Here is a 17,276-nt window from a genome sequence, read left to right as displayed (position 1 = left end):
GTGATGGCTCTTACGCGTGAACAGATTGCGATGCGCGCCGCCCAGGAAATCGAGGACGGCTTTTATGTGAACCTGGGGATCGGCATGCCCACCCTCGTCGCCAACTACATTCCGGAGGGCAAAACAGTCGTGCTCCAGTCGGAGAACGGCCTGCTCGGCATCGGTCCCTATCCGACGGAAGACGAAATCGACCCCGACCTGATTAACGCCGGCAAGGAGACGGTCACCGCCATACCCGGCGCCGCCTACTTTTCCAGCGCGGAGTCGTTTGCGATGATCCGCGGCGGCCACATTGACCTGGCCATCCTCGGCGCGATGGAAGTCTCTGCCGCAGGCGACCTGGCCAACTGGATGATCCCCGGCAAAATGGTCAAGGGCATGGGCGGCGCGATGGACCTGGTCCACGGTGCAAAGCGGATCGTCGTCATCATGGAGCACGTCAACAAACACGGTGATCCGAAAATTTTGAACGAATGCGCCCTGCCGCTGACCGGCAAACGGGTGGTGAACCGGATCATCACCGACCGCGCCGTGCTGGACGTCACCCCGGACGGCCTGGTGCTGAAAGAGGTGGCGGAAGGCTACACGCCGGAAGACATTCAGGCGTGCACGCAGCCAAAACTCATCGTCTCCCCCGACTTGAAAACAATCACGCCATGAAGAAAACACCCGTGTGAAAACAAACCGGCCTCGTCCCTTCTCAAAGGACGGAGCCGGTTTTTTGTTTGGTGCTGAATCGCTTCCCGCCCGGGAAACCGTTTATAATACAAGGAGTAAACAATCTTGACCGAGAGGAGATTCACCATGTCCAATACGCTTGGCTGCCTCGTCCTGCACGGTTTTGCCGGCGATATCCGGGATGTGATGCCGCTGGCGAAGACACTGCGTGAAGCGGGCTACCATGTGGAGTGCCCCACCCTGGAAGGACACGGCTTGGGCCGACGGCAGCTGGCCAAAAGCACCCGGCACGACTGGCTGCGCTCCGCCGATGAAGCGTACAAACGGCTGGCCATGCGTGCCGACCCGATTGTTGTCATCGGCTTTTCCATGGGCGGCCTGCTCGCCATTCACGTCGCCCACCGTCATCCCGTCCGCCTGTTGGTTACGATCAATTCCCCGTACCATTACTGGGAGGTGCGGCAGGCCCTGCGCAATCTGCGCGACGATTTCTCCACCCATTCCCGCCGCTACATCAACGGCCTGGTTAACATTCCGCTGCGCAGCATGCTGCAATTTCGCCGCTTGCTGAAAGAGACAAAGCCGCTCTTGCCCGACATCCGCGTCCCGTACGTGCTGCTGCAGTCGAGACGGGACGATACCGTGCGGCCATCCAGCGCGGAGCATCTGGCCAACAGCGTTGCCCCCGAGGCAGGCGCCCGCATCTATTGGTACGACAACTCCGGCCACATGCTGCTGCACAGTCCGGACCGCGACGACGCGATCGCCCGCATCCTGGAGGCGATTCGGGAACACGGCTCGGCGTAAGTAAACAGCGCGGACGGTGAATCCGAGCAAGCCCTGTACGAAACCGGAAGAAGCGGAACGTACGAGAAATGGCAAATGGCCGTCCAATCGGTTGGCGATTCAATCCACTATCTTGTTTTCTCCGGCTTGTTCTCTCCGGCCGCATGCGCCTGCCCCGCCCGCCCGGACCAGGCGGCCGCCATCGCCAGCAGGAAGGCGGCAGTTCCTGCGTACAGTCCGTTCAGGCCGAACCAGCCGTCTGCCCAAAACGCGAGCAGCGGTCCAGCGGCGGCGCCGAGATCGGTCACCACCGAGTAACACGTCAGCAGCTGCGCGCCGTTGGCCTGCCGGGACGCTTCGTCTGCCGCCAGCGTGTCCATCACGGTAGTGAGCACCGTGCCGGTAAGCTGTATCCCCAAAAGCACGCCCAACCAGAGCGCAAAGGGCAGCGGCACTGCTGTGAGGCCGAACAACACCGCAGCCGCCAGCACCGCCCCGACCAGCATCCGCCGCCGTCCGCAGCGGTCCGACCACCTGCCGAACCACGGCGCCGCCCACGGTTCCCAGACCCAGCGGGCTCCCTGCACCACGCCGGCGACGACGGCTGAGCCCACCACCATCCCGCCGATCACCGCAAACGGCTGCCGAAGATCGATCAAGCGGCTCAGTGTGGAAACCAGTATGCCTTGGTAGCACATGGCGACAAACATTCCCGAGGCCATGGTCAGCGCGACACTCCCCGTCCAGCAAAGCTGCGGCCGCACCGCTGCGGCGGACGCATCGCCGCTCTGTCCGGTAAAGGATGCGGGGATGAAGGCAAAAACGAGGACAAACGCCACCAGCGACACCCCCGCCAGCAAAAAGGACGTCGTCCGCAAGCCCACCCAGGCGACCAGCAGCGGGCCGGCCAGCATGCCGACCAGGCTGCCCAGCCGGAACAGTCCGTTGTACAGCCCCATGAAATGGCCGCGATTCCCGTCGTCGGAGACGCTGACGATCAACGAATAGGCACCCAACCGCAAGAAGGTCCAGGCCGCTCCCCAGAGACAGCACATCAAGAGCCACAGCCAAAATCCCTGAAACCCGTACGAGGCTGTCGTCACGAACGCCAGGAACACGGCGATCGCCAACCCCGACCGGCCGCCTGTCCGCTCATACCATTTGCCGATCAACGGCCCCAGCGGCACCCGCACCAGCCGGTTGACCGAGAGCAACACACCTACCTGCCAGAGCGCGTCCAGTCCCGCCTCCCGCCAATAGAGCGGAAGCGCCACGTACAGCACGGAATCACCGAGCACGCACATCGCTGTCACGAGAGCCAGTGCCATAACCTGTGTCTTGCCGTGTTTGCCTTCCATCGCAATCTCCTTTGCCGGAACAAATCTATATGCTTTACACTACAAAGGAGACTGACAAAAATCCAATACATATTGGCACCCGACTCATAAGCAATCCTTATGAATGGAGGAAAATCATGAACCTTCACGCGCTGCGCATCTTCGTGGAAGTGGCGGCACGGGGCAGCGTGACCGGCGCGGCCGATGCGCTCTCCATCAGCCAGCCGGCCGTGACCGCGCACATCCGCAAACTGGAACGGGATCTCGACATCAAGCTGCTCACGCCGCAGGGACGAGGCATTGCGCTCACTCCCGAAGGACGTTTTTTGTATGAGAAAGCCCGGCGGATTTTTGACTGGGAACGGGAGATCGAGTCCCAATTGGAGGAGATCAAACAGGGCAAGCGGGGAAAGCTGCGGGTGGCGTCCACTTTTCTCCCCTCCCATTACCTCCTGCCCAAATGGCTGGCCGCCTACAAACAGCAGCACCCGCAGGCGGACGTGGAAATCCGCGCCGGAAACTCGAAGCAGTCGCTGGAACGTCTGCTCCGCTGTCAGGCGGACCTGGCCGTGGTCACCAACGAGTCGTGGGACGAACACCTGCCCATCCGGCGTCGGCACATTACGGATGTGGCCTTTTGGTTTATCGTCCCCGCCGGTCATCCGTTTGCCGGCCGGACGGTTTCATTGGCAGCGCTGATGCGGGAGCCGTTTTTGCTGCGGGAAAAGGGCAGTTCCACGCGGGAGAGGCTGTTTTCCCTCTGCCGCGAGCACGGCGTCGCTCCGCCGAAAGCGGGCCTTGAATACCACGGCCTGTTCGAATCCATCCAGTCCGTCAGGGCGGGGTACGGCTCGATGCTGGCACCGGAACCGTCCGTCCGTGAACTGGTGGAACGAGGCGAAGTGGGGCGAGTGCTGGTCGACGGTGTGACGATCAAACGGCCGATCTACATCTGCACCCGCGAGGAGGATGATGCCCTGCGCCCTGCGGCCGCCCGGTTTCTGGAGATGATCCTGCCGCCCTGCATGCAGACGTGAGGATGAGAGGCGAGTCGCCGTCGTCCCAATCAAAAAAAGAATTGATTGATTATTAAAAAGAGTTGATTGATTCGTTGTTATTGTTACAATGGATACAATGCAAAATGATTGGTCGCCGCAACATGTCTGCTTAAACTGGGGGGATTCCAATGGAACATTATGCGTTGTTCGTGCTTATGTCGATCCTGCTGATCATTCTGCCTGGCCCCGATACCGGCGTGGTGACGCAAAACACTGTTTTCCACGGCCGTTCAGGCGGGATGAAAACGGTTCTGGGCAGCACGTCCGGACTGCTGATCCACACGCTGGCCGTTGTCTGCGGCATATCGGCGATCCTGGTGAAGTCCGCGTTTCTCTTTTCCATCATCAAGTACGTCGGGGCCGTCTACCTTCTCTACCTGGGAATTACGTCGTTGTGGTCGCTTCGGAATCAGAAAACCGCGGCTGTTGAGCAGCCAGATGCCAAGCATCAGAACAAATCCCCCTTTCTGCAGGGATTTTTGACCAATGTGCTCAATCCGAAAGTGGCTGTCTTCTTCCTGACATTCCTTCCGCAGTTTGTAACGCCCGGCAGCTACGCGTTTCTGCAATTCCTCGCCTTGGGTTTGACTTACACACTGCTTACGGTCGCATGGTTTTTCCTGTACGTCCGGTTCATTGACCGGCTGCGCGCCTGGATGAAAAAAGCGTCCACGCAGCGGGCCATCCAAGGAATCACCGGCCTTGCGCTGGTGGCGTTCGGCGTCACGCTGGCCCTGGAAAAGCGCCCGTAAATGATCCCTCAACGGCAAAGAGCCCTTCCATTTAGGAAGGGCTCTCAGCGTGTATACAAAGTCCGTGGCGCATGGGTGATAGGGCCCGCTCGCTCTCTTGACGACCAGCAAAGCAGGTGGCAGTGTCCGCTTCAAAACGCGACGCGGGCAGGGGGCAAACATCTGGGTATTTCGAGGAAGTGAGACTTGTGCCCCCTGTTTTCCCCGCGTCTTTCGTTTTTCCGCTGGGCAGGTCGTCAAAGGAGCTCGCTTGGCCCATCACTCCATACCATGTATTTTTCTCCACCTTCGGTTGATTAATGTGCAGGCCTATCGGCCTGGTAACGATAGAAAATCGTTTCTTTACGGAACCTCAATGATAAAAATACAGTTTGTCTTCAGTCTGAGAGCCCTTCCATTTAGGAAGGGCTCCACTTTTACGGAAACACGATTGTCTTGTTGCCGTAGACCAGCACCCGGTCCTCCAGATGCCAGCCGACAGCGCGCGCCAGCACGGTCCGCTCCACCTGGCGGCCCAACTGTTTCAGCGCCTCCACGTCCTGCTCGTGCGTCACCCGCAGCACATCCTGCTCGATGATCGGGCCGGCGTCCAGCTCCTCGGTGACGTAGTGGGCGGTGGCGCCGATCAGTTTGACGCCGCGGCGGTAAGCCTGCTCGTACGGCTTGGCCCCGATGAAGGCAGGCAGGAACGAGTGGTGGATGTTGATAATCCGCATCGGATACTCCTGCAAAAAGCGGGGCGACAGAATCTGCATGTAGCGGGCCAGGACGATTACGTCCACGCCGCTGCCCAGCGCGGCCAACTGCTCCTCTTCCGCCTCCGCCTTGCGCTCCTTCGTCACCGGGATATGGCGGTACGGAATCCCGAACGACTCCACGGTCTCCCGCATGTCGGGGTGGTTGCTCACCACGACCTCGATGTCGGCGTGCAGAGCGCCCGACTTCCAGAGCCACAACAGCTCCAACAGGCAATGGTCCTCTTTGGAGACGAAGATGGCCATGCGCTTCCGCTTCTTCGCCTCCACCAGCGACCAATCCATGCCGTAGCTCTCCGCCACCGGCCGGAACGCCTGCTTGATCGCCTCGCAGCGCTCCTCCAGATTGACCACGTCAAATTCAATCCGCATGAAAAAGCGGCCCGTTTCCGGATCGGTCGTGTACTGGTCGGACTGAACGATGTTGGCCCCCTGTTCAAACAGGAAGGTGGACACGGCCGCCACAATCCCGGCCCGGTCCGGACACGAAATCAGCATGCGCGCCCGGTCCTTGTTTTTCTGCCGGTACGCCTGCCATTCTCTCTCTGACAAACGAAGCATGGATCTCTCTCCTCCAATAATGAACGTCAGGATGATCTAGTCATGATATCATCATATCATCCATTTTTGTCGTTTCCATCCCTATCTTTTCGTCAGAGGAGGACAGCCATGCAATCAAGTTTATTTGCCCGATCAATCTGTGTTTCCCCAATCCGGGTATGAACCGATTTCAGAAAGCGGTGCTCAGCGTGTAGACAAAGTCCGCGGCGCATGGGAGAGCGGGCCCGCTCGCTCGTTTGACGCCCAGCACAGAAGCGGATGAAGTCCGCTCCAAAACGAGACGCGGGCAGGGGACAAACATCTGGGTGTTTCGATGAAGTGAGACTTGTGTCCCCTGTTGATTCCCGCGTCTTCGTTTTTCCGCTGAGTCGGTCGTCAAAGGAGCTCGCTTGGCCCATCCCGCCATGCGATGCACATTGTCTTTTCGCTTCGGTTGATGAATAGGCAGGCCTTTCGGTCTGGAAATCATTTCTTGTGGGCGTTTACTCAAGGAACCGTTTGTCTTCAGTCTGGAACCGCTTTCAGAAAGCGGTGCTGCAAAGCGTATCGGGCTTTGGCGCGCGGTGCCTTTTTGCCCGAGACGAGCTGATTATTCCAGGGTCAGCACGACACGGCCGTTGATCTGTCCCTTTTCCATCCGTTCAAATACTTCGTTGATCTTTTCCAGCGGCTGCGTCTCAATGATCGCCTTTACTTTACCGCGCGCAGCGAAGTCTAGCGCCTCCTGCATGTCCTTGCGGGTCCCGACAATGGAACCTTTCACAGAAACGCCGTTCAGCACGGTGTCAAAAATCGGGACAGGCAGCTCGTCGTTGGGCAGTCCGACCACGACCAGCGATCCGCCGCGCCGCACCGAACGGTACGCCTGTTCAAACGCCTTGCGCGTGACAGCGACGCTGATCGCGGCGTGCGCTCCGCCGATTTTTTCGGTAATCTCCGCGACCGGATCTGTCTTGGCCCCGTTGACTGTCAGGTCGGCCCCCAGTTCTTTGGCCAAGGTCAGCTTTTCATCGTTGATGTCGACTGCCGCCACGTTGTACCCCATCGCTTTGGCATACTGGAGCGCCAGATGGCCCAATCCGCCGATGCCGTAGATGGCCACCCATTCCCCCGGCTTGATGTCGGCCACTTTCAGCGCCTTGTACGTCGTCACGCCGGCGCACAGAATTGGGGCAGCCTCCACGTCGCTCAGGCCGTCAGGGATGCGAGCCACATACGCGGCAGGCGCCTTGCAGTATTCCGCATAACCGCCGTCAACGGAGTACCCGCCGTTCAGCTGTTTCTTGCACAACGTCTCCCATCCCGTCAGACAGTACTCGCACTCACCGCACGCAGAATACAGCCAGGGAATCCCGACGCGGTCTCCCGGCTTCAACGAGGTTACCCCTTCGCCTACCTTCTCCACGACCCCGACGCCTTCGTGTCCGGGGATCAGCGGCAGCTTCGGTTTGACCGGCCAGTCTCCGTGCGCCGCATGCAAGTCGGTGTGGCAGACCCCGCACGCCTTGATCCGAACCAGCACCTCGCCAAACCCGATCTCGGGGATCGGCACATCCTTTACCTCCAGCTTTTCGCGAAAGTGATTGACAACTGCTGCTTTCATCTGTTCTCCTCCTTTGAAACATGAATTACGTGCTTGTACCGCTCCATTTCAGCAAAAAGCATACCAAGCTCAAAAAATGAACAAATATTAGGATAATTCAACCTATTACAATGCTGTCGGGACAATTTTTCGGCCATCTGCCAAAAAATCGGCCCGCGGGCCGTAATTTTGTCCTTGGGAAGCGAGCCGCCCCTGTTTACAATAGAACCTGACAGGAGGTGTTCCCATGCAAATCTCCAAATTCATGACGCCGGAAATTATCTTTGGCAACCAGTCGATCAGCCAAGTCGGCGAAAGTCTGATTCGGCTGGGGGCAAAAAACGTGTTTCTCGTCAGCGACCCGGGCGTGGTAAACGCCGGATGGGCAGAGCAGGCGATCCGTTACCTGAAGCAGAGCAGACTGGAGTGGCACCTCTGGACGAACCTCACCTCCAACCCGAAAGACGAAGAGGTGCACGCCGGCGTAGCCGAATACCTTCGCCACGGGTGCAACGCGATTGTCGGCATCGGCGGCGGAAGCGCCATGGACGCAGCCAAGGCGATTGCCCTGCTCGCGTCGAACGGCGGCAGCATCCTTGAATACGAAGGTGTAGACAAAATCACGCGTCCCCTGCCGCCCATGGTCATGGTGCCGACGACGGCCGGTTCCGGCTCGGAAGTGTCGCAATTTTCGATCATCGTAGATTCCAAGCGCAAGGTCAAGATGACGATCATCTCCAAATCACTGATCCCCGACATCGCCATCATCGACCCGCAGACACTGATGACCAAGGACAAGCAGCTGACGGCCAACACGGGAATGGACGCGCTGACGCACGCGATCGAGTCGTACGTCTCGCTGGCCGCCACGCCGCTGACGGAAGTCCTCTCGCTGCAGGCGATGCGGCTGATCGCCCAGCACCTGCGCCCGTCGGCAGCCAGCCGGTACAATGCCGAGGCAAAGCAGGGCATGGCGATGGCCAGTCTGCAGGCGGGGCTTGCCTTTTCCAACGCGATCCTGGGAGCCGTCCACGCGATGTCCCACCAGTTGGGCGGGCTGCTGGACCTGCCGCACGGGGAGGTCAACGCCGTGCTGCTGCCCTACGTGCTGGAGTACAACTTCCTAGCCGCCCCGGAAAAGTACAAAAAGATGGCGGAAGCCCTGGGCGAAAACGTCTCCGGATTAAGCCTGTCCGACGCTTCCCGCCTGGCGATGAAAGCGGTCAAGGAACTGGCGAGCGATCTCGGCATCCCCGACCACCTGTCCACGCTGGGGCTGCAGCCGGAGCACATCCCGGTGTTGAGCCGCAACGCCGTCCGCGACGTCTGCATGGCCACCAACCCCCGCGACATGACGGAAGAAGACGTGCACATGCTGTTTTGCAATGCACTGTAGGAGGACGCCATGCATCACAAACAAGAAATCCTGGAGAAATTGACCGGCATCCAATCCTCGCGCAAAAGCTACTATCGTGAACTGAACCTTGTCGTGGACGAAATGAAGAAAAAGAACCGTCAGCTGGAAGTCATCAACTGCTTGACGAAAATCAAGATTGATGCGGACTGGAGCGAAGTCAGCGCCTATCTGGCGGAGCAGTTGTCCCGGCTGATCCCGTTTGACCTGTTCGCGCTCACGCTGGTGGAGGGAACGTCCCTCTCCGCCTATGTTGCAAAGCGAAACGGGGCGGATTGGCGGGTTCGCACCCTGACCCAATCATTGAAACGGGGAGAGTCCGTCTCCACGAGCGCGCTGGACCGCCTGTTTCAGACCGAACACCCCGGCTGCCACGTCACCTCCGTCGCGCTGCAAAGCCGGCTGAACAAACCGTTTGGCTTTATCACCCTGCTTCATCAGAAACAGCCGCAAGACGACGGAGAGCATCTCCTCCTCTTTCAGCAAATTGCCGAACACGTCGGGGTGTCCGTGGAAAACATCCTCCTGTTTAAAGACGTCAGTGAGAAAGTGCAGATCGAAGCCCGGCTGATCCAATCAGCCAAGCTGGCCGCCATCGGCGAAATGGCCGCCGGAGTGGCGCACGAACTGAACAGTCCGCTTACCGCCATTTTGGGGAACGTCCAGCTATTGCTGAGGGAGACGCACACCGAGCCGCAGCGGCAAATGCTGCAGGACGTGTTTCAGTGCAGCGTCCGCTGCAAGAAGATCATTCAAAACCTGCTGACCTTTTCCCGGCAGGAGGAGTACCAGTTTGAGCGTCTGTTCATCAACGACCTGGTCGAAGTCGTGCTCGGCCTGATCGGCTACCAGCTTACCGTGTCCGGCATTTGCATCACGAAGCGGCTGGCGGACGAGCCGCTGGCTGTCTGGGGAAGCCGGCACCAGATCGAGCAGATCATCATCAATTTGCTGTTGAACGCCCGCGACGCGCTGCACGGCGCATCCAGCCCCGAGATTGTCATCACAACCTTTCGCCAGGAAACGGACGACGGCGTCTACGTCGGCATGTCCGTTCGCGACAACGGCGCAGGCATTGACGCAGAGCATTTGCCGCAGATCTTCCATCCTTTCTTTACGACCAAGGAACAAACAAAGGGAACCGGACTGGGTCTGTCCGTCAGTCTGGGGATTGCCGAGTCGCACGGCGGAACGCTGACCGCCGAGAGCGTGCGAGGGGAGTACAGTACGTTTACGCTCTTGCTGCCCATTTACACAGATGAGGAGAGTGCTGATGAATCCGAAACAGGTGCTAGTCGTTGACGACGAAGTGGAGGTTACGTCCTTTTTCTCTTATTTTCTCAAAGCCAAGCAGTGCGACGTGACGGTCGCCCACTCGGGAAAAGCGGTCCGGCAGCTTTTGGCCGGCGATTTCCCGTTTCACCTGGCGCTGATTGATTTGAAGCTGCCCGATGCCAACGGACTGGAGCTGCTCTCCGCCATCAAGGCGCGACAGCCCGCCTGCGAGGTCATCATCATGACCGGCTACAGCACGATCAAGTCGGCGGTGACCGCCATCCAATCGGGAGCGCGAGACTATCTGGAAAAGCCGTTTGACGATCTGGACAGTCTGGAACAGGTGATCTTCTCCGTCTGGGACAAGCCCGGCGGCCTCTCCGATGAACTGGCCGAGACGGCTGCCCGCTTCGGCATCATCTACACGGCCGGCAGCCCGATGGCAAAAGTCCTGTCCGTCGCGGACAAGCTGGCCAAAAAGGCGATCAACGTGCTGATCGAAGGCGAAACGGGCACCGGCAAGGAACTGATGGCCCGCTTTCTGCACGGAGTCAGCGCCCGTTCGCAGCATCCCTTTGTCGGGATCAACTGCGGCGCAATCCCGGAGTCCCTGCTGGAAAGTGAACTGTTCGGCCATGAAAAGGGAGCGTTCACCGGTGCGGTCAAAGAACGCAAAGGCATCTTCGAACTGGCCAATAACGGGACGCTGTTTCTCGACGAGATCGGAGAAGCCCCCCCGCTCATCCAGGTGAAGCTGCTGCGGGTCATCGAGACAGGCGAGTACATGCGGGTGGGCGGCGAGCAGACGCTGAAGTGCAACGTCCGGTTTATCGCTGCCACCAACCGGAATCTGGAACAGGAGGCGGAATCGTCCCGGTTTCGCGCCGACCTGCTGTACCGCCTGGAAGGAGTAAAGCTGACCATTCCCCCCTTGCGCGAGAGGCCAAACGACATCCCGGCCATTGTGCACGCCTTCCTGGAAAAGAAGTTTGGCGGCGCCTGCCGGGTCGATCCGGAAGCGATGACGCTGCTGCAGCACTATGAATGGCCGGGCAACGTCCGCCAGCTCATCAACGTGGTCAACCAGGCGGTCGCCATCCACGACTGCGCCGTCCTGAAGCCGGAACACCTGCCGCAGCCGATCGTGAGCGGTGCGGGCACCCCCCGGGACAAAACAGCCGGACCGCCTGCTGTTCACCATGCGATCGAACAGGAAGCGGTCCGGTTTGTACAGAATGTCATCGGGCAAATCGGTTCGGTGGACGAGATTGACTTTGTCCAACTGCTGGGCAGAATCAGGAGGCTGGAGACGGAGATAGGCCGCCAGGTGATTGCCAAAGGGCTGGCCGAAACCAGCGGAGACCGGGAGCTGTTAAGCAAAAAGCTGGGCATCTCCAAACGAACGCTGCGCTACATCCTGAACGAAAAAGACTAGCGCTGCGCTTCACCGCCTCCCGCAACGTGCGGCCTTTTTCCTGGAGTCGTCTTCCCGCGTGGCGAACCGTCTAGCGGTTGGCGATACCGTACAGGAGCATGTCCACGGTGAGGGCGATCTGTTCCTCTTCGGAGCGCTTGGCGTATTCCTCCGGCTCCGTCACGTGCTTGAACAGGATCATCCCAAGCAGCGAAGAGAGCATCATGCGAAACACCGCCTCCGTGGGCAGTGGGCGCAGTTCGCCTGCTTCCTTGCGCTCCTCGATCAGTTTCGCCGCCAGCCGCTTCATCTCCTGAAATACCGTCGATAGCATCGCTTCGCGGATTTCCTCGTGGAAAAACGCCTCCTGCAGGAGAATCCGGACGTGCTTTTCATTGGCCCCAATCAATTCCAGCCGGTTCCGGTACAGCTCGGTGAGCACCTCGGCCAGCGGCTTTTTCGCCTGCTCCTGAAAAATGACGCGCACGTCCTTCAAAATGAACGGGGCGGCAAACTTGACCAGCACCGGGGCCACCAGGGCCAACAACAGGTCTTTTTTGGACTTGTAGTGGCGGAAGATGGTGCCCTCCGCCACTCCCGCCTCTTTGGCGATTTCAGCCGTCGAGCTGGCGTGAAACCCTTTGGCGGCAAACAGCTTGAGCGACGCCTGCAGAATGCGGCGCTGCTTCTCCGTCATTTCGCTCTCGTCTTTCAATTCCTCGACAAACTGCATCAGGCTTTCTTCAAACGATCGGCTCATATCCTTGCAAACGCTCCTCCATCCGAGCTTCACATGCGCCGTGTCACTCGATCTTCTTGCGGAACCGCAGCATGGCGACCGTCAGGAACAGCAGGAAAAACACTGCCATTCCCAACGTGTCCTGCCACAGGGCGGACAGGTCTACCCCTTTTAAAAAGATACCCCTGAGAATTTCCAAAAAATAAGTCAAGGGGACAATCCCGCCTAACCATTGTATCACGAGCGGCATCGTTTCGCGCGGGAACATGAACCCGGACAGCAGCACGCTGGGCAGAATGAAGGCAAACGCAATCTGCATCGCCTGCAGTTGGGTACGGGACACCGTGGAGATGAAAATGCCGAGCGTCAGCGTGGTGACCAAAAACAGCACCGACAGGGCGATCAGAAGCGGCACGCTGCCTTTCACCGGAACGCCGAACCACCAGCTTCCCAAGAGCAGGACGAGGCAAAACGAGAAGAAGCCGATGCAGACGTAGGGCGTGATTTTGCCGAGCAAAAGCTCCAGCGGCCGGATCGGGGTGACGATCAGCTGCTCCATCGTTCCCCGCTCTTTTTCCCGCACCAGCGAAAACGCGGTCAGGATCATCGTCACGTTCTGCATGATCAGGCCGATCAGGCCGGGAATGTTGAACACGATGCTCTCCATGTTGGGATTGAACAGCACGCGCGCGTCCAGTTCGATGCTTGGTTCGAAGCGGCCCATCCCCTCTTTTTCCATCCGCTCCTGCACCAGGGTGACGGCCCGGTTCTGCACGATCAGCTGCGCGTTGGACAAGGCAGTCCGGGCGATGTTGGGATCGGAGCCGTCGATCAGCATCTGCACCGCTGCCGGTTCGCCGCGGTCGCGCTTGCGGGCGTAGTCGGGCGGGATGACCAAGGCCACGTCCGCGCTGCCGTCGTCCAGCATCGCTTCGATCTGCGCATACCCGCCGACGTGGGCGACCACCTGAAACACCCGCGTGTTTTCCAGGTTGGCCGCCAGTTCCCGGCTGTAGGGCGAGGCGCTTTGATCCCACACGACCGTCTTGATGTCGTTGACGTCCGTATTGACGGCATAGCCGAACAAAAACAGCATCATCAGCGGCATCGCCAGCGCGATGGCAAGGCTGGGCCGATCCCGCCTGATCTGGATCACTTCCTTTTTCACCACCGACCAGTACCGCGCCCAGGAAAACCGCTTCATCGGCGTTCCTCCCCTCTGCCCGCGGCTGCCTGCCGGGCTTCCTCCTCCTTGACCAGGGTGACAAAGACGTCCTCCAGGTTGTTTGCGCCCATCCGCTCGATCAGCTCCTGCGGGGTTCCCTGGGCCAGCAGGTTGCCGAAGAAAATGAAGCCGATCCAGTCGCAGGTCTGCGCTTCGTCCATGTAGTGGGTGGTGACCAGCACGGTCATCCCCTGCTTCGCCAGGTCGTGGATCACCTCCCAGAAGATGCGGCGGGAGACCGGATCGACGCCCGCGGTCGGTTCGTCCAGAATCAGCAGCTCCGGCTGGTGCAGCAGGGCGCAGGACAGGGCCAGCCGCTGCTTCCAGCCTCCGGAGAGGGAGCCGGCCAACTGCCGCTCCCGCCCGGTCAGCCCGGCCATTTCAATCAGCTCTGCTTTGCGCCGCCTGCGCTCCTCTCTGCCCAGACGGTACACTCCGGCGTAGAAGTCGAGGTTCTCCTCCACCGTGAGATCTTCGTACAGGCTGAACTTTTGCGACATGTAGCCGATGCGCTGCTTGATCTCCTCGCTCTGCGTCATCACGTCATAGCCGAGCACCGTTCCCCGTCCGGACGTGGGGTTTATCAGGCCGCAGAGCATCCGGATCGTGGTCGATTTGCCCGAGCCGTTGGGGCCGAGAAAGCCGTAGATGGAGCCGGTGGGAACGGACAGCGTCAGGCTGTTGACGGCGACGCGATCCTGAAAGCGCTTGGTCAACTGCTCGCATTGGATGGCGTAGTTCATTGCGCGTCCTCCTTGCCGGGCAGCAGCACATCGGCGGGCATGCCCGGTTTCAGCTTGTCGAGCCCTTCGCTGATGCGGATCGTCACGGCAAACACCAGCTTGGTCCGCTCATCCGGGGTCTGCACGTTTTTCGGGGTAAACTCCGCCTTGTCGGCGACTGCGCTGATCACGCCGCGAAACGTCTCGCCCGGATACGCGTCCACCTGTATGCCCACCGTCTCGCCCGGACGCACGCGGCCCAGCTCCGCTTCCGGGATGTACACCTTCAGCTCCAGATGATCGCCCTTCCTCATCGTAAACAGCGTCGCTCCCGGTTTTGCCACTTCCCCTTGGGTCACGGAGGAACGCAGCACGACACCGTCCTCCGGCGCGGTGATCACCGCCTTCTCCAACTGCAGCCGGGCCTGCTCCAGACGCGCCTGGGCCTGATCCCTGGCCGCCAGCAGGGCGCGAATCGCGTAATCGGTGCTCCCCTCTTTCAATTGGTCAAGCTCGGCCTGCGCACCCGCCCGCTGCGCCTGCGCCGTGCCGGTCTGGGCGACAGCGGCGGCGACGTCTTCCCGGGCGGCAGCGTACTGGGAGCGGGCCACCTCCAGTTGAGCGGCCAACTGGTTTACCTGTGTCCGGGCCTGATTGACCGCCTCCTGCTTCGCTTCGTACTCCTGTTTCGCAATCGCTCCCCGCTCGTACAACCGGGCCGCTTCCCGCAAGCGGTTCTCCTGGTAGGCGAGCGTCTGCTTTGCCCCTTCCAGCTGCGAGGCGACCTGGTCCACCAGTTCTTTGGCCCGGTTCAGCCCGGCTTCTGCCTGTTTTTGACGCGCCTCTGCCAGCCGGATGGCGGCGTCCGCCTGGTCTACGGCGGCGATACCTCGGCGGATGGTCGAGTCGCGGCTGCCCGCCTGGGCTTCTTCCAGCCGTGCCTGGGCCTGGGCCAGCACCGCCTCCGCTTCGCGCACGCTCGCCTGATAGCTGCGCTTGTCGATCTCCGCCAGCACCTGTCCCTTTTTCACGACGGCGCCGTCGTCCACCTTGACGGCCGTCAGCAGTCCCCCCACTTCGGCGACAACAGGCAGTTCCACCGCTTCAATCGTGCCGGAGAGCGGCCATTCGCGCGGCTGAAACCATGTGCACCCCGGCAGCGCCGCGAGCGAGCCGGCCAGACAGAACAACAGAAAACGACGATACATAAGACCACCTCGACCAATTTGTTGATGTGAGCACTCACTCATTTTGCTGTCAAAAAAACTTTCTGGTGCCTGATGCAAGCGTAGTCCATTTTGACGATACCAGTGATGATGATTATAGTGAGTGATTACTCACTTTTGTGTTATGTACATTATATGTATGCTCCCGCCTCCATGTAAAGACGCTTGTAAAAAAAACCCTGGCCGGCGGCAAATATTTGCCAGCATGCCGGGGCGGTCCGCCCGTCCCCACGATTGCCACCCCCGAACGCGCAAGAAAACGAGCAGGCTGCCCGCTTCAGCATGCCTGCTCGTCTCCGTTTGTTCCCGTATTACCCCTCGCTTGTATCTCGGGCCAGCTTGCTGTGACGTCTGCCGTACGCCAGGTAGACGACGGCTCCGACAACCAGCCAGAGCAAAAATCCGATCTTGGTGCTGGAAGGCAGACTGTAAATCAAATATCCGCAAAACAGAATCGCCAGGATGGGCACCAGCGGCACCATCGGCACGCGGAACGCTCGCCGCAGGCCGGGATTGGTCTTGCGCAGCACCATCACACCTGCAGAGACGACGATAAAGGCAAACAGCGTACCGATGTTGGTCAGTTCGGCCAGCTTGTGCAGCGGCAAAAGACCGCTGAACAGGGCGACGAGGGCGCCCACGATCATCGTGCTTTGACGGGGAACCTGCCGCTTTTCATTGACGCGGGAAAAGACACCAGGCAGCAGTCCGTCGCGGCTCATCGCAAAAAACAGCCGGGTTTGCCCGTACATCATCACCAGCAGCACAGTGGTAATGCCCGTGATCGCGCCCAAGGAGATGAATCCGGCCACCCAATCCTGCTGCACAAACTGCATCGCAAAGGCAACCGGGTTTTTCACGTTCAGCTGATCGAACGGCACGATCCCGGTCAGCACAAGTGAGACCGCAATGTACAGAAACGTACAGATCAGCAGGGAGGCGATGATGCCAATCGGCATGTTGCGTTGAGGATTCCGCACTTCCTCTGCTGCGGTCGAGACGGCGTCAAAGCCGATGAAGGCAAAGAAGACCGTCGCCGCTCCCGTGGCCACTCCCGCGAAGCCGAACGGCATGAAGGGCGACCAATTGTCCGGCTTCACGTAGCCGACCCCCACAACCAAAAACAGCAGGATGACGGCCACTTTGATAAACACCATCAGGTTGTTAAATCTCGCTGATTCGCGTGTGCCCATCATGAGCAGGGCGGTGATAACGCCGGTGATCAGGACGGCGGGCAGGTCGATGATCGTCCCCTTGGCCGGGTCGTACGCGCTGGTCAGTGCAGTGGGCAGATATATGTCGAATCCGGCCAACAGCCCCTGTGCGTATCCGGACCAACCGCTCGCGACGGCGGCGGACGCTACGCCGTACTCCAGGATCAAATCCCAACCGAGAATCCACGCGACCAGTTCGCCAAAAGCGGCATAGCTGTACGTGTATGCGCTTCCGGAAACGGGTACGGTAGAGGCAAACTCAGCGTAACAAAGCGCGGCAAACACACAGGCCAGCCCCGCCAGGACAAAGGAAAGCACCAACGCGGGACCAGCGTATTTCGCGGCGGCCACACCTGTCAGTACAAAGACCCCGGTGCCGATAATGGCCCCGATGCCCAGCATGGTGAGATCAAATGCTCCCAGTGTTTTGCGCAGCGAGCCGTGCTTGCTTTCCGTCTGCTCCAGCATCTGGGAGATCGATTTTTTGCGTAAGAATTGACTAATGTCCATTTTCCGTATAACCCCCGATGATTGTGTT

The 17,276-nt window shown here is 59.7% G+C and carries 15 protein-coding genes; 7 read left to right on the top strand and 8 right to left on the bottom strand.

Annotation, left to right across the window (positions count from 1 at the left end):
• Positions 1-3 precede the first annotated feature (3 nt).
• Positions 4-660: a CoA transferase subunit B gene (locus tag Q7F15_RS03105; RefSeq protein WP_171566784.1), complete on the top strand. Its 657-nt coding sequence runs from the start codon at positions 4-6 to the stop codon at positions 658-660.
• A 144-nt stretch (positions 661-804) separates the two neighbouring features.
• Entirely contained in the window at positions 805-1,485 is a 681-nt protein-coding gene (locus tag Q7F15_RS03100) for an alpha/beta hydrolase (RefSeq protein ID WP_304415088.1), read from the top strand.
• Positions 1,486-1,592: 107 nt separating this feature from the next.
• Here the strand turns inward: Q7F15_RS03100 and Q7F15_RS03095 are convergent, their stop codons facing one another.
• A complete protein-coding gene (locus tag Q7F15_RS03095) occupies positions 1,593-2,822 on the bottom strand; it encodes an MFS transporter (RefSeq protein ID WP_304415087.1) in 1,230 nt (409 codons plus the stop codon).
• Between the two features lie 116 nt (positions 2,823-2,938).
• Here Q7F15_RS03095 and Q7F15_RS03090 point away from each other — a divergent pair, with 116 nt between their 5' ends.
• Together Q7F15_RS03090 and Q7F15_RS03085 are read left to right on the top strand one after the other, a co-directional pair.
• A complete protein-coding gene (locus tag Q7F15_RS03090; protein WP_171566781.1) occupies positions 2,939-3,838 on the top strand; it encodes a LysR family transcriptional regulator in 900 nt (299 codons plus the stop codon).
• A 149-nt stretch (positions 3,839-3,987) separates the two neighbouring features.
• Positions 3,988-4,611, top strand: a complete 624-nt coding sequence (locus Q7F15_RS03085) for a LysE family translocator (protein WP_171566780.1) — start codon at positions 3,988-3,990, stop codon at positions 4,609-4,611.
• A gap of 416 nt (positions 4,612-5,027) precedes the next feature.
• Here the strand turns inward: Q7F15_RS03085 and purU are convergent, their stop codons facing one another.
• Together purU and adhP are read right to left on the bottom strand one after the other, a co-directional pair.
• Positions 5,028-5,927 carry a formyltetrahydrofolate deformylase gene (gene purU, locus Q7F15_RS03080; RefSeq protein ID WP_171566235.1) on the bottom strand — a complete coding sequence of 300 codons (900 nt, stop codon included), beginning with the start codon at positions 5,925-5,927 and terminating at the stop codon, positions 5,028-5,030.
• 589 nt (positions 5,928-6,516) lie between these two features.
• Positions 6,517-7,530, bottom strand: a complete 1,014-nt coding sequence (gene adhP, locus Q7F15_RS03075) for an alcohol dehydrogenase AdhP (RefSeq protein WP_171566237.1) — start codon at positions 7,528-7,530, stop codon at positions 6,517-6,519.
• Positions 7,531-7,756: 226 nt separating this feature from the next.
• Here adhP and Q7F15_RS03070 point away from each other — a divergent pair, with 226 nt between their 5' ends.
• Genes Q7F15_RS03070 through Q7F15_RS03060 form a run of 3 tightly spaced genes read left to right on the top strand, consistent with a single transcriptional unit; the run spans position 7,757 to position 11,633 of the window.
• Positions 7,757-8,905 (top strand): iron-containing alcohol dehydrogenase, encoded by a 1,149-nt coding sequence (locus tag Q7F15_RS03070; protein WP_171566239.1) that lies wholly within the window; start codon positions 7,757-7,759, stop codon positions 8,903-8,905.
• A 9-nt stretch (positions 8,906-8,914) separates the two neighbouring features.
• Positions 8,915-10,225 carry a sensor histidine kinase gene (locus Q7F15_RS03065; protein ID WP_304415086.1) on the top strand — a complete coding sequence of 437 codons (1,311 nt, stop codon included), beginning with the start codon at positions 8,915-8,917 and terminating at the stop codon, positions 10,223-10,225.
• The gene (locus tag Q7F15_RS03060) at positions 10,197-11,633 is read left to right on the top strand and encodes a sigma-54-dependent transcriptional regulator (protein WP_304415085.1); all 1,437 of its coding nucleotides are present in this window, start codon (positions 10,197-10,199) and stop codon (positions 11,631-11,633) included. Before Q7F15_RS03065 ends, Q7F15_RS03060 begins: the two co-directional genes overlap by 29 nt.
• Before the next feature lie 70 nt (positions 11,634-11,703).
• Here Q7F15_RS03060 and Q7F15_RS03055 read toward each other — a convergent pair whose 3' ends face one another.
• The 5 genes from Q7F15_RS03055 to bcaP form a co-directional block, all read right to left on the bottom strand.
• A complete protein-coding gene (locus Q7F15_RS03055) occupies positions 11,704-12,372 on the bottom strand; it encodes a TetR/AcrR family transcriptional regulator (protein WP_171566244.1) in 669 nt (222 codons plus the stop codon).
• A 43-nt stretch (positions 12,373-12,415) separates the two neighbouring features.
• Positions 12,416-13,555: an ABC transporter permease gene (locus tag Q7F15_RS03050; RefSeq protein WP_304415084.1), complete on the bottom strand. Its 1,140-nt coding sequence runs from the start codon at positions 13,553-13,555 to the stop codon at positions 12,416-12,418.
• The gene (locus Q7F15_RS03045) at positions 13,552-14,319 is read right to left on the bottom strand and encodes an ABC transporter ATP-binding protein (protein WP_171566246.1); all 768 of its coding nucleotides are present in this window, start codon (positions 14,317-14,319) and stop codon (positions 13,552-13,554) included. Before Q7F15_RS03045 ends, Q7F15_RS03050 begins: the two co-directional genes overlap by 4 nt.
• A complete protein-coding gene (locus Q7F15_RS03040; protein ID WP_304415083.1) occupies positions 14,316-15,506 on the bottom strand; it encodes an HlyD family secretion protein in 1,191 nt (396 codons plus the stop codon). Before Q7F15_RS03040 ends, Q7F15_RS03045 begins: the two co-directional genes overlap by 4 nt.
• A 329-nt stretch (positions 15,507-15,835) precedes the next feature.
• Complete coding sequence (gene bcaP / locus Q7F15_RS03035) at positions 15,836-17,248, bottom strand: branched-chain amino acid transporter BcaP (protein ID WP_171566248.1); 1,413 nt, start codon at positions 17,246-17,248, stop codon at positions 15,836-15,838.
• Positions 17,249-17,276: the final 28 nt, after the last annotated feature.

This window comes from Brevibacillus aydinogluensis, from assembly GCF_961514395.1.
Lineage (GTDB): Bacteria > Bacillota > Bacilli > Brevibacillales > Brevibacillaceae > Brevibacillus > Brevibacillus aydinogluensis.
This window is presented reverse-complemented; position numbering and strand designations above follow the sequence as displayed.

Bases quoted from the DNA above. Each gene is read 5' to 3' on its own strand.
- Q7F15_RS03105 (WP_171566784.1), top strand. From the start codon at position 4: ATGGCTCTTACGCGTGAACAGATTGCGATGCGCGCCGCCCAGGAAATC.
- Q7F15_RS03100 (WP_304415088.1), top strand. From the start codon at position 805: ATGTCCAATACGCTTGGCTGCCTCGTCCTGCACGGTTTTGCCGGCGAT.
- Q7F15_RS03095 (WP_304415087.1), bottom strand. From the start codon at position 2,822: ATGGAAGGCAAACACGGCAAGACACAGGTTATGGCACTGGCTCTCGTG.
- Q7F15_RS03090 (WP_171566781.1), top strand. From the start codon at position 2,939: ATGAACCTTCACGCGCTGCGCATCTTCGTGGAAGTGGCGGCACGGGGC.
- Q7F15_RS03085 (WP_171566780.1), top strand. From the start codon at position 3,988: ATGGAACATTATGCGTTGTTCGTGCTTATGTCGATCCTGCTGATCATT.
- purU (WP_171566235.1), bottom strand. From the start codon at position 5,927: ATGCTTCGTTTGTCAGAGAGAGAATGGCAGGCGTACCGGCAGAAAAAC.
- adhP (WP_171566237.1), bottom strand. From the start codon at position 7,530: ATGAAAGCAGCAGTTGTCAATCACTTTCGCGAAAAGCTGGAGGTAAAG.
- Q7F15_RS03070 (WP_171566239.1), top strand. From the start codon at position 7,757: ATGCAAATCTCCAAATTCATGACGCCGGAAATTATCTTTGGCAACCAG.
- Q7F15_RS03065 (WP_304415086.1), top strand. From the start codon at position 8,915: ATGCATCACAAACAAGAAATCCTGGAGAAATTGACCGGCATCCAATCC.
- Q7F15_RS03060 (WP_304415085.1), top strand. From the start codon at position 10,197: ATGAATCCGAAACAGGTGCTAGTCGTTGACGACGAAGTGGAGGTTACG.
- Q7F15_RS03055 (WP_171566244.1), bottom strand. From the start codon at position 12,372: ATGAGCCGATCGTTTGAAGAAAGCCTGATGCAGTTTGTCGAGGAATTG.
- Q7F15_RS03050 (WP_304415084.1), bottom strand. From the start codon at position 13,555: ATGAAGCGGTTTTCCTGGGCGCGGTACTGGTCGGTGGTGAAAAAGGAA.
- Q7F15_RS03045 (WP_171566246.1), bottom strand. From the start codon at position 14,319: ATGAACTACGCCATCCAATGCGAGCAGTTGACCAAGCGCTTTCAGGAT.
- Q7F15_RS03040 (WP_304415083.1), bottom strand. From the start codon at position 15,506: ATGTATCGTCGTTTTCTGTTGTTCTGTCTGGCCGGCTCGCTCGCGGCG.
- bcaP (WP_171566248.1), bottom strand. From the start codon at position 17,248: ATGGACATTAGTCAATTCTTACGCAAAAAATCGATCTCCCAGATGCTG.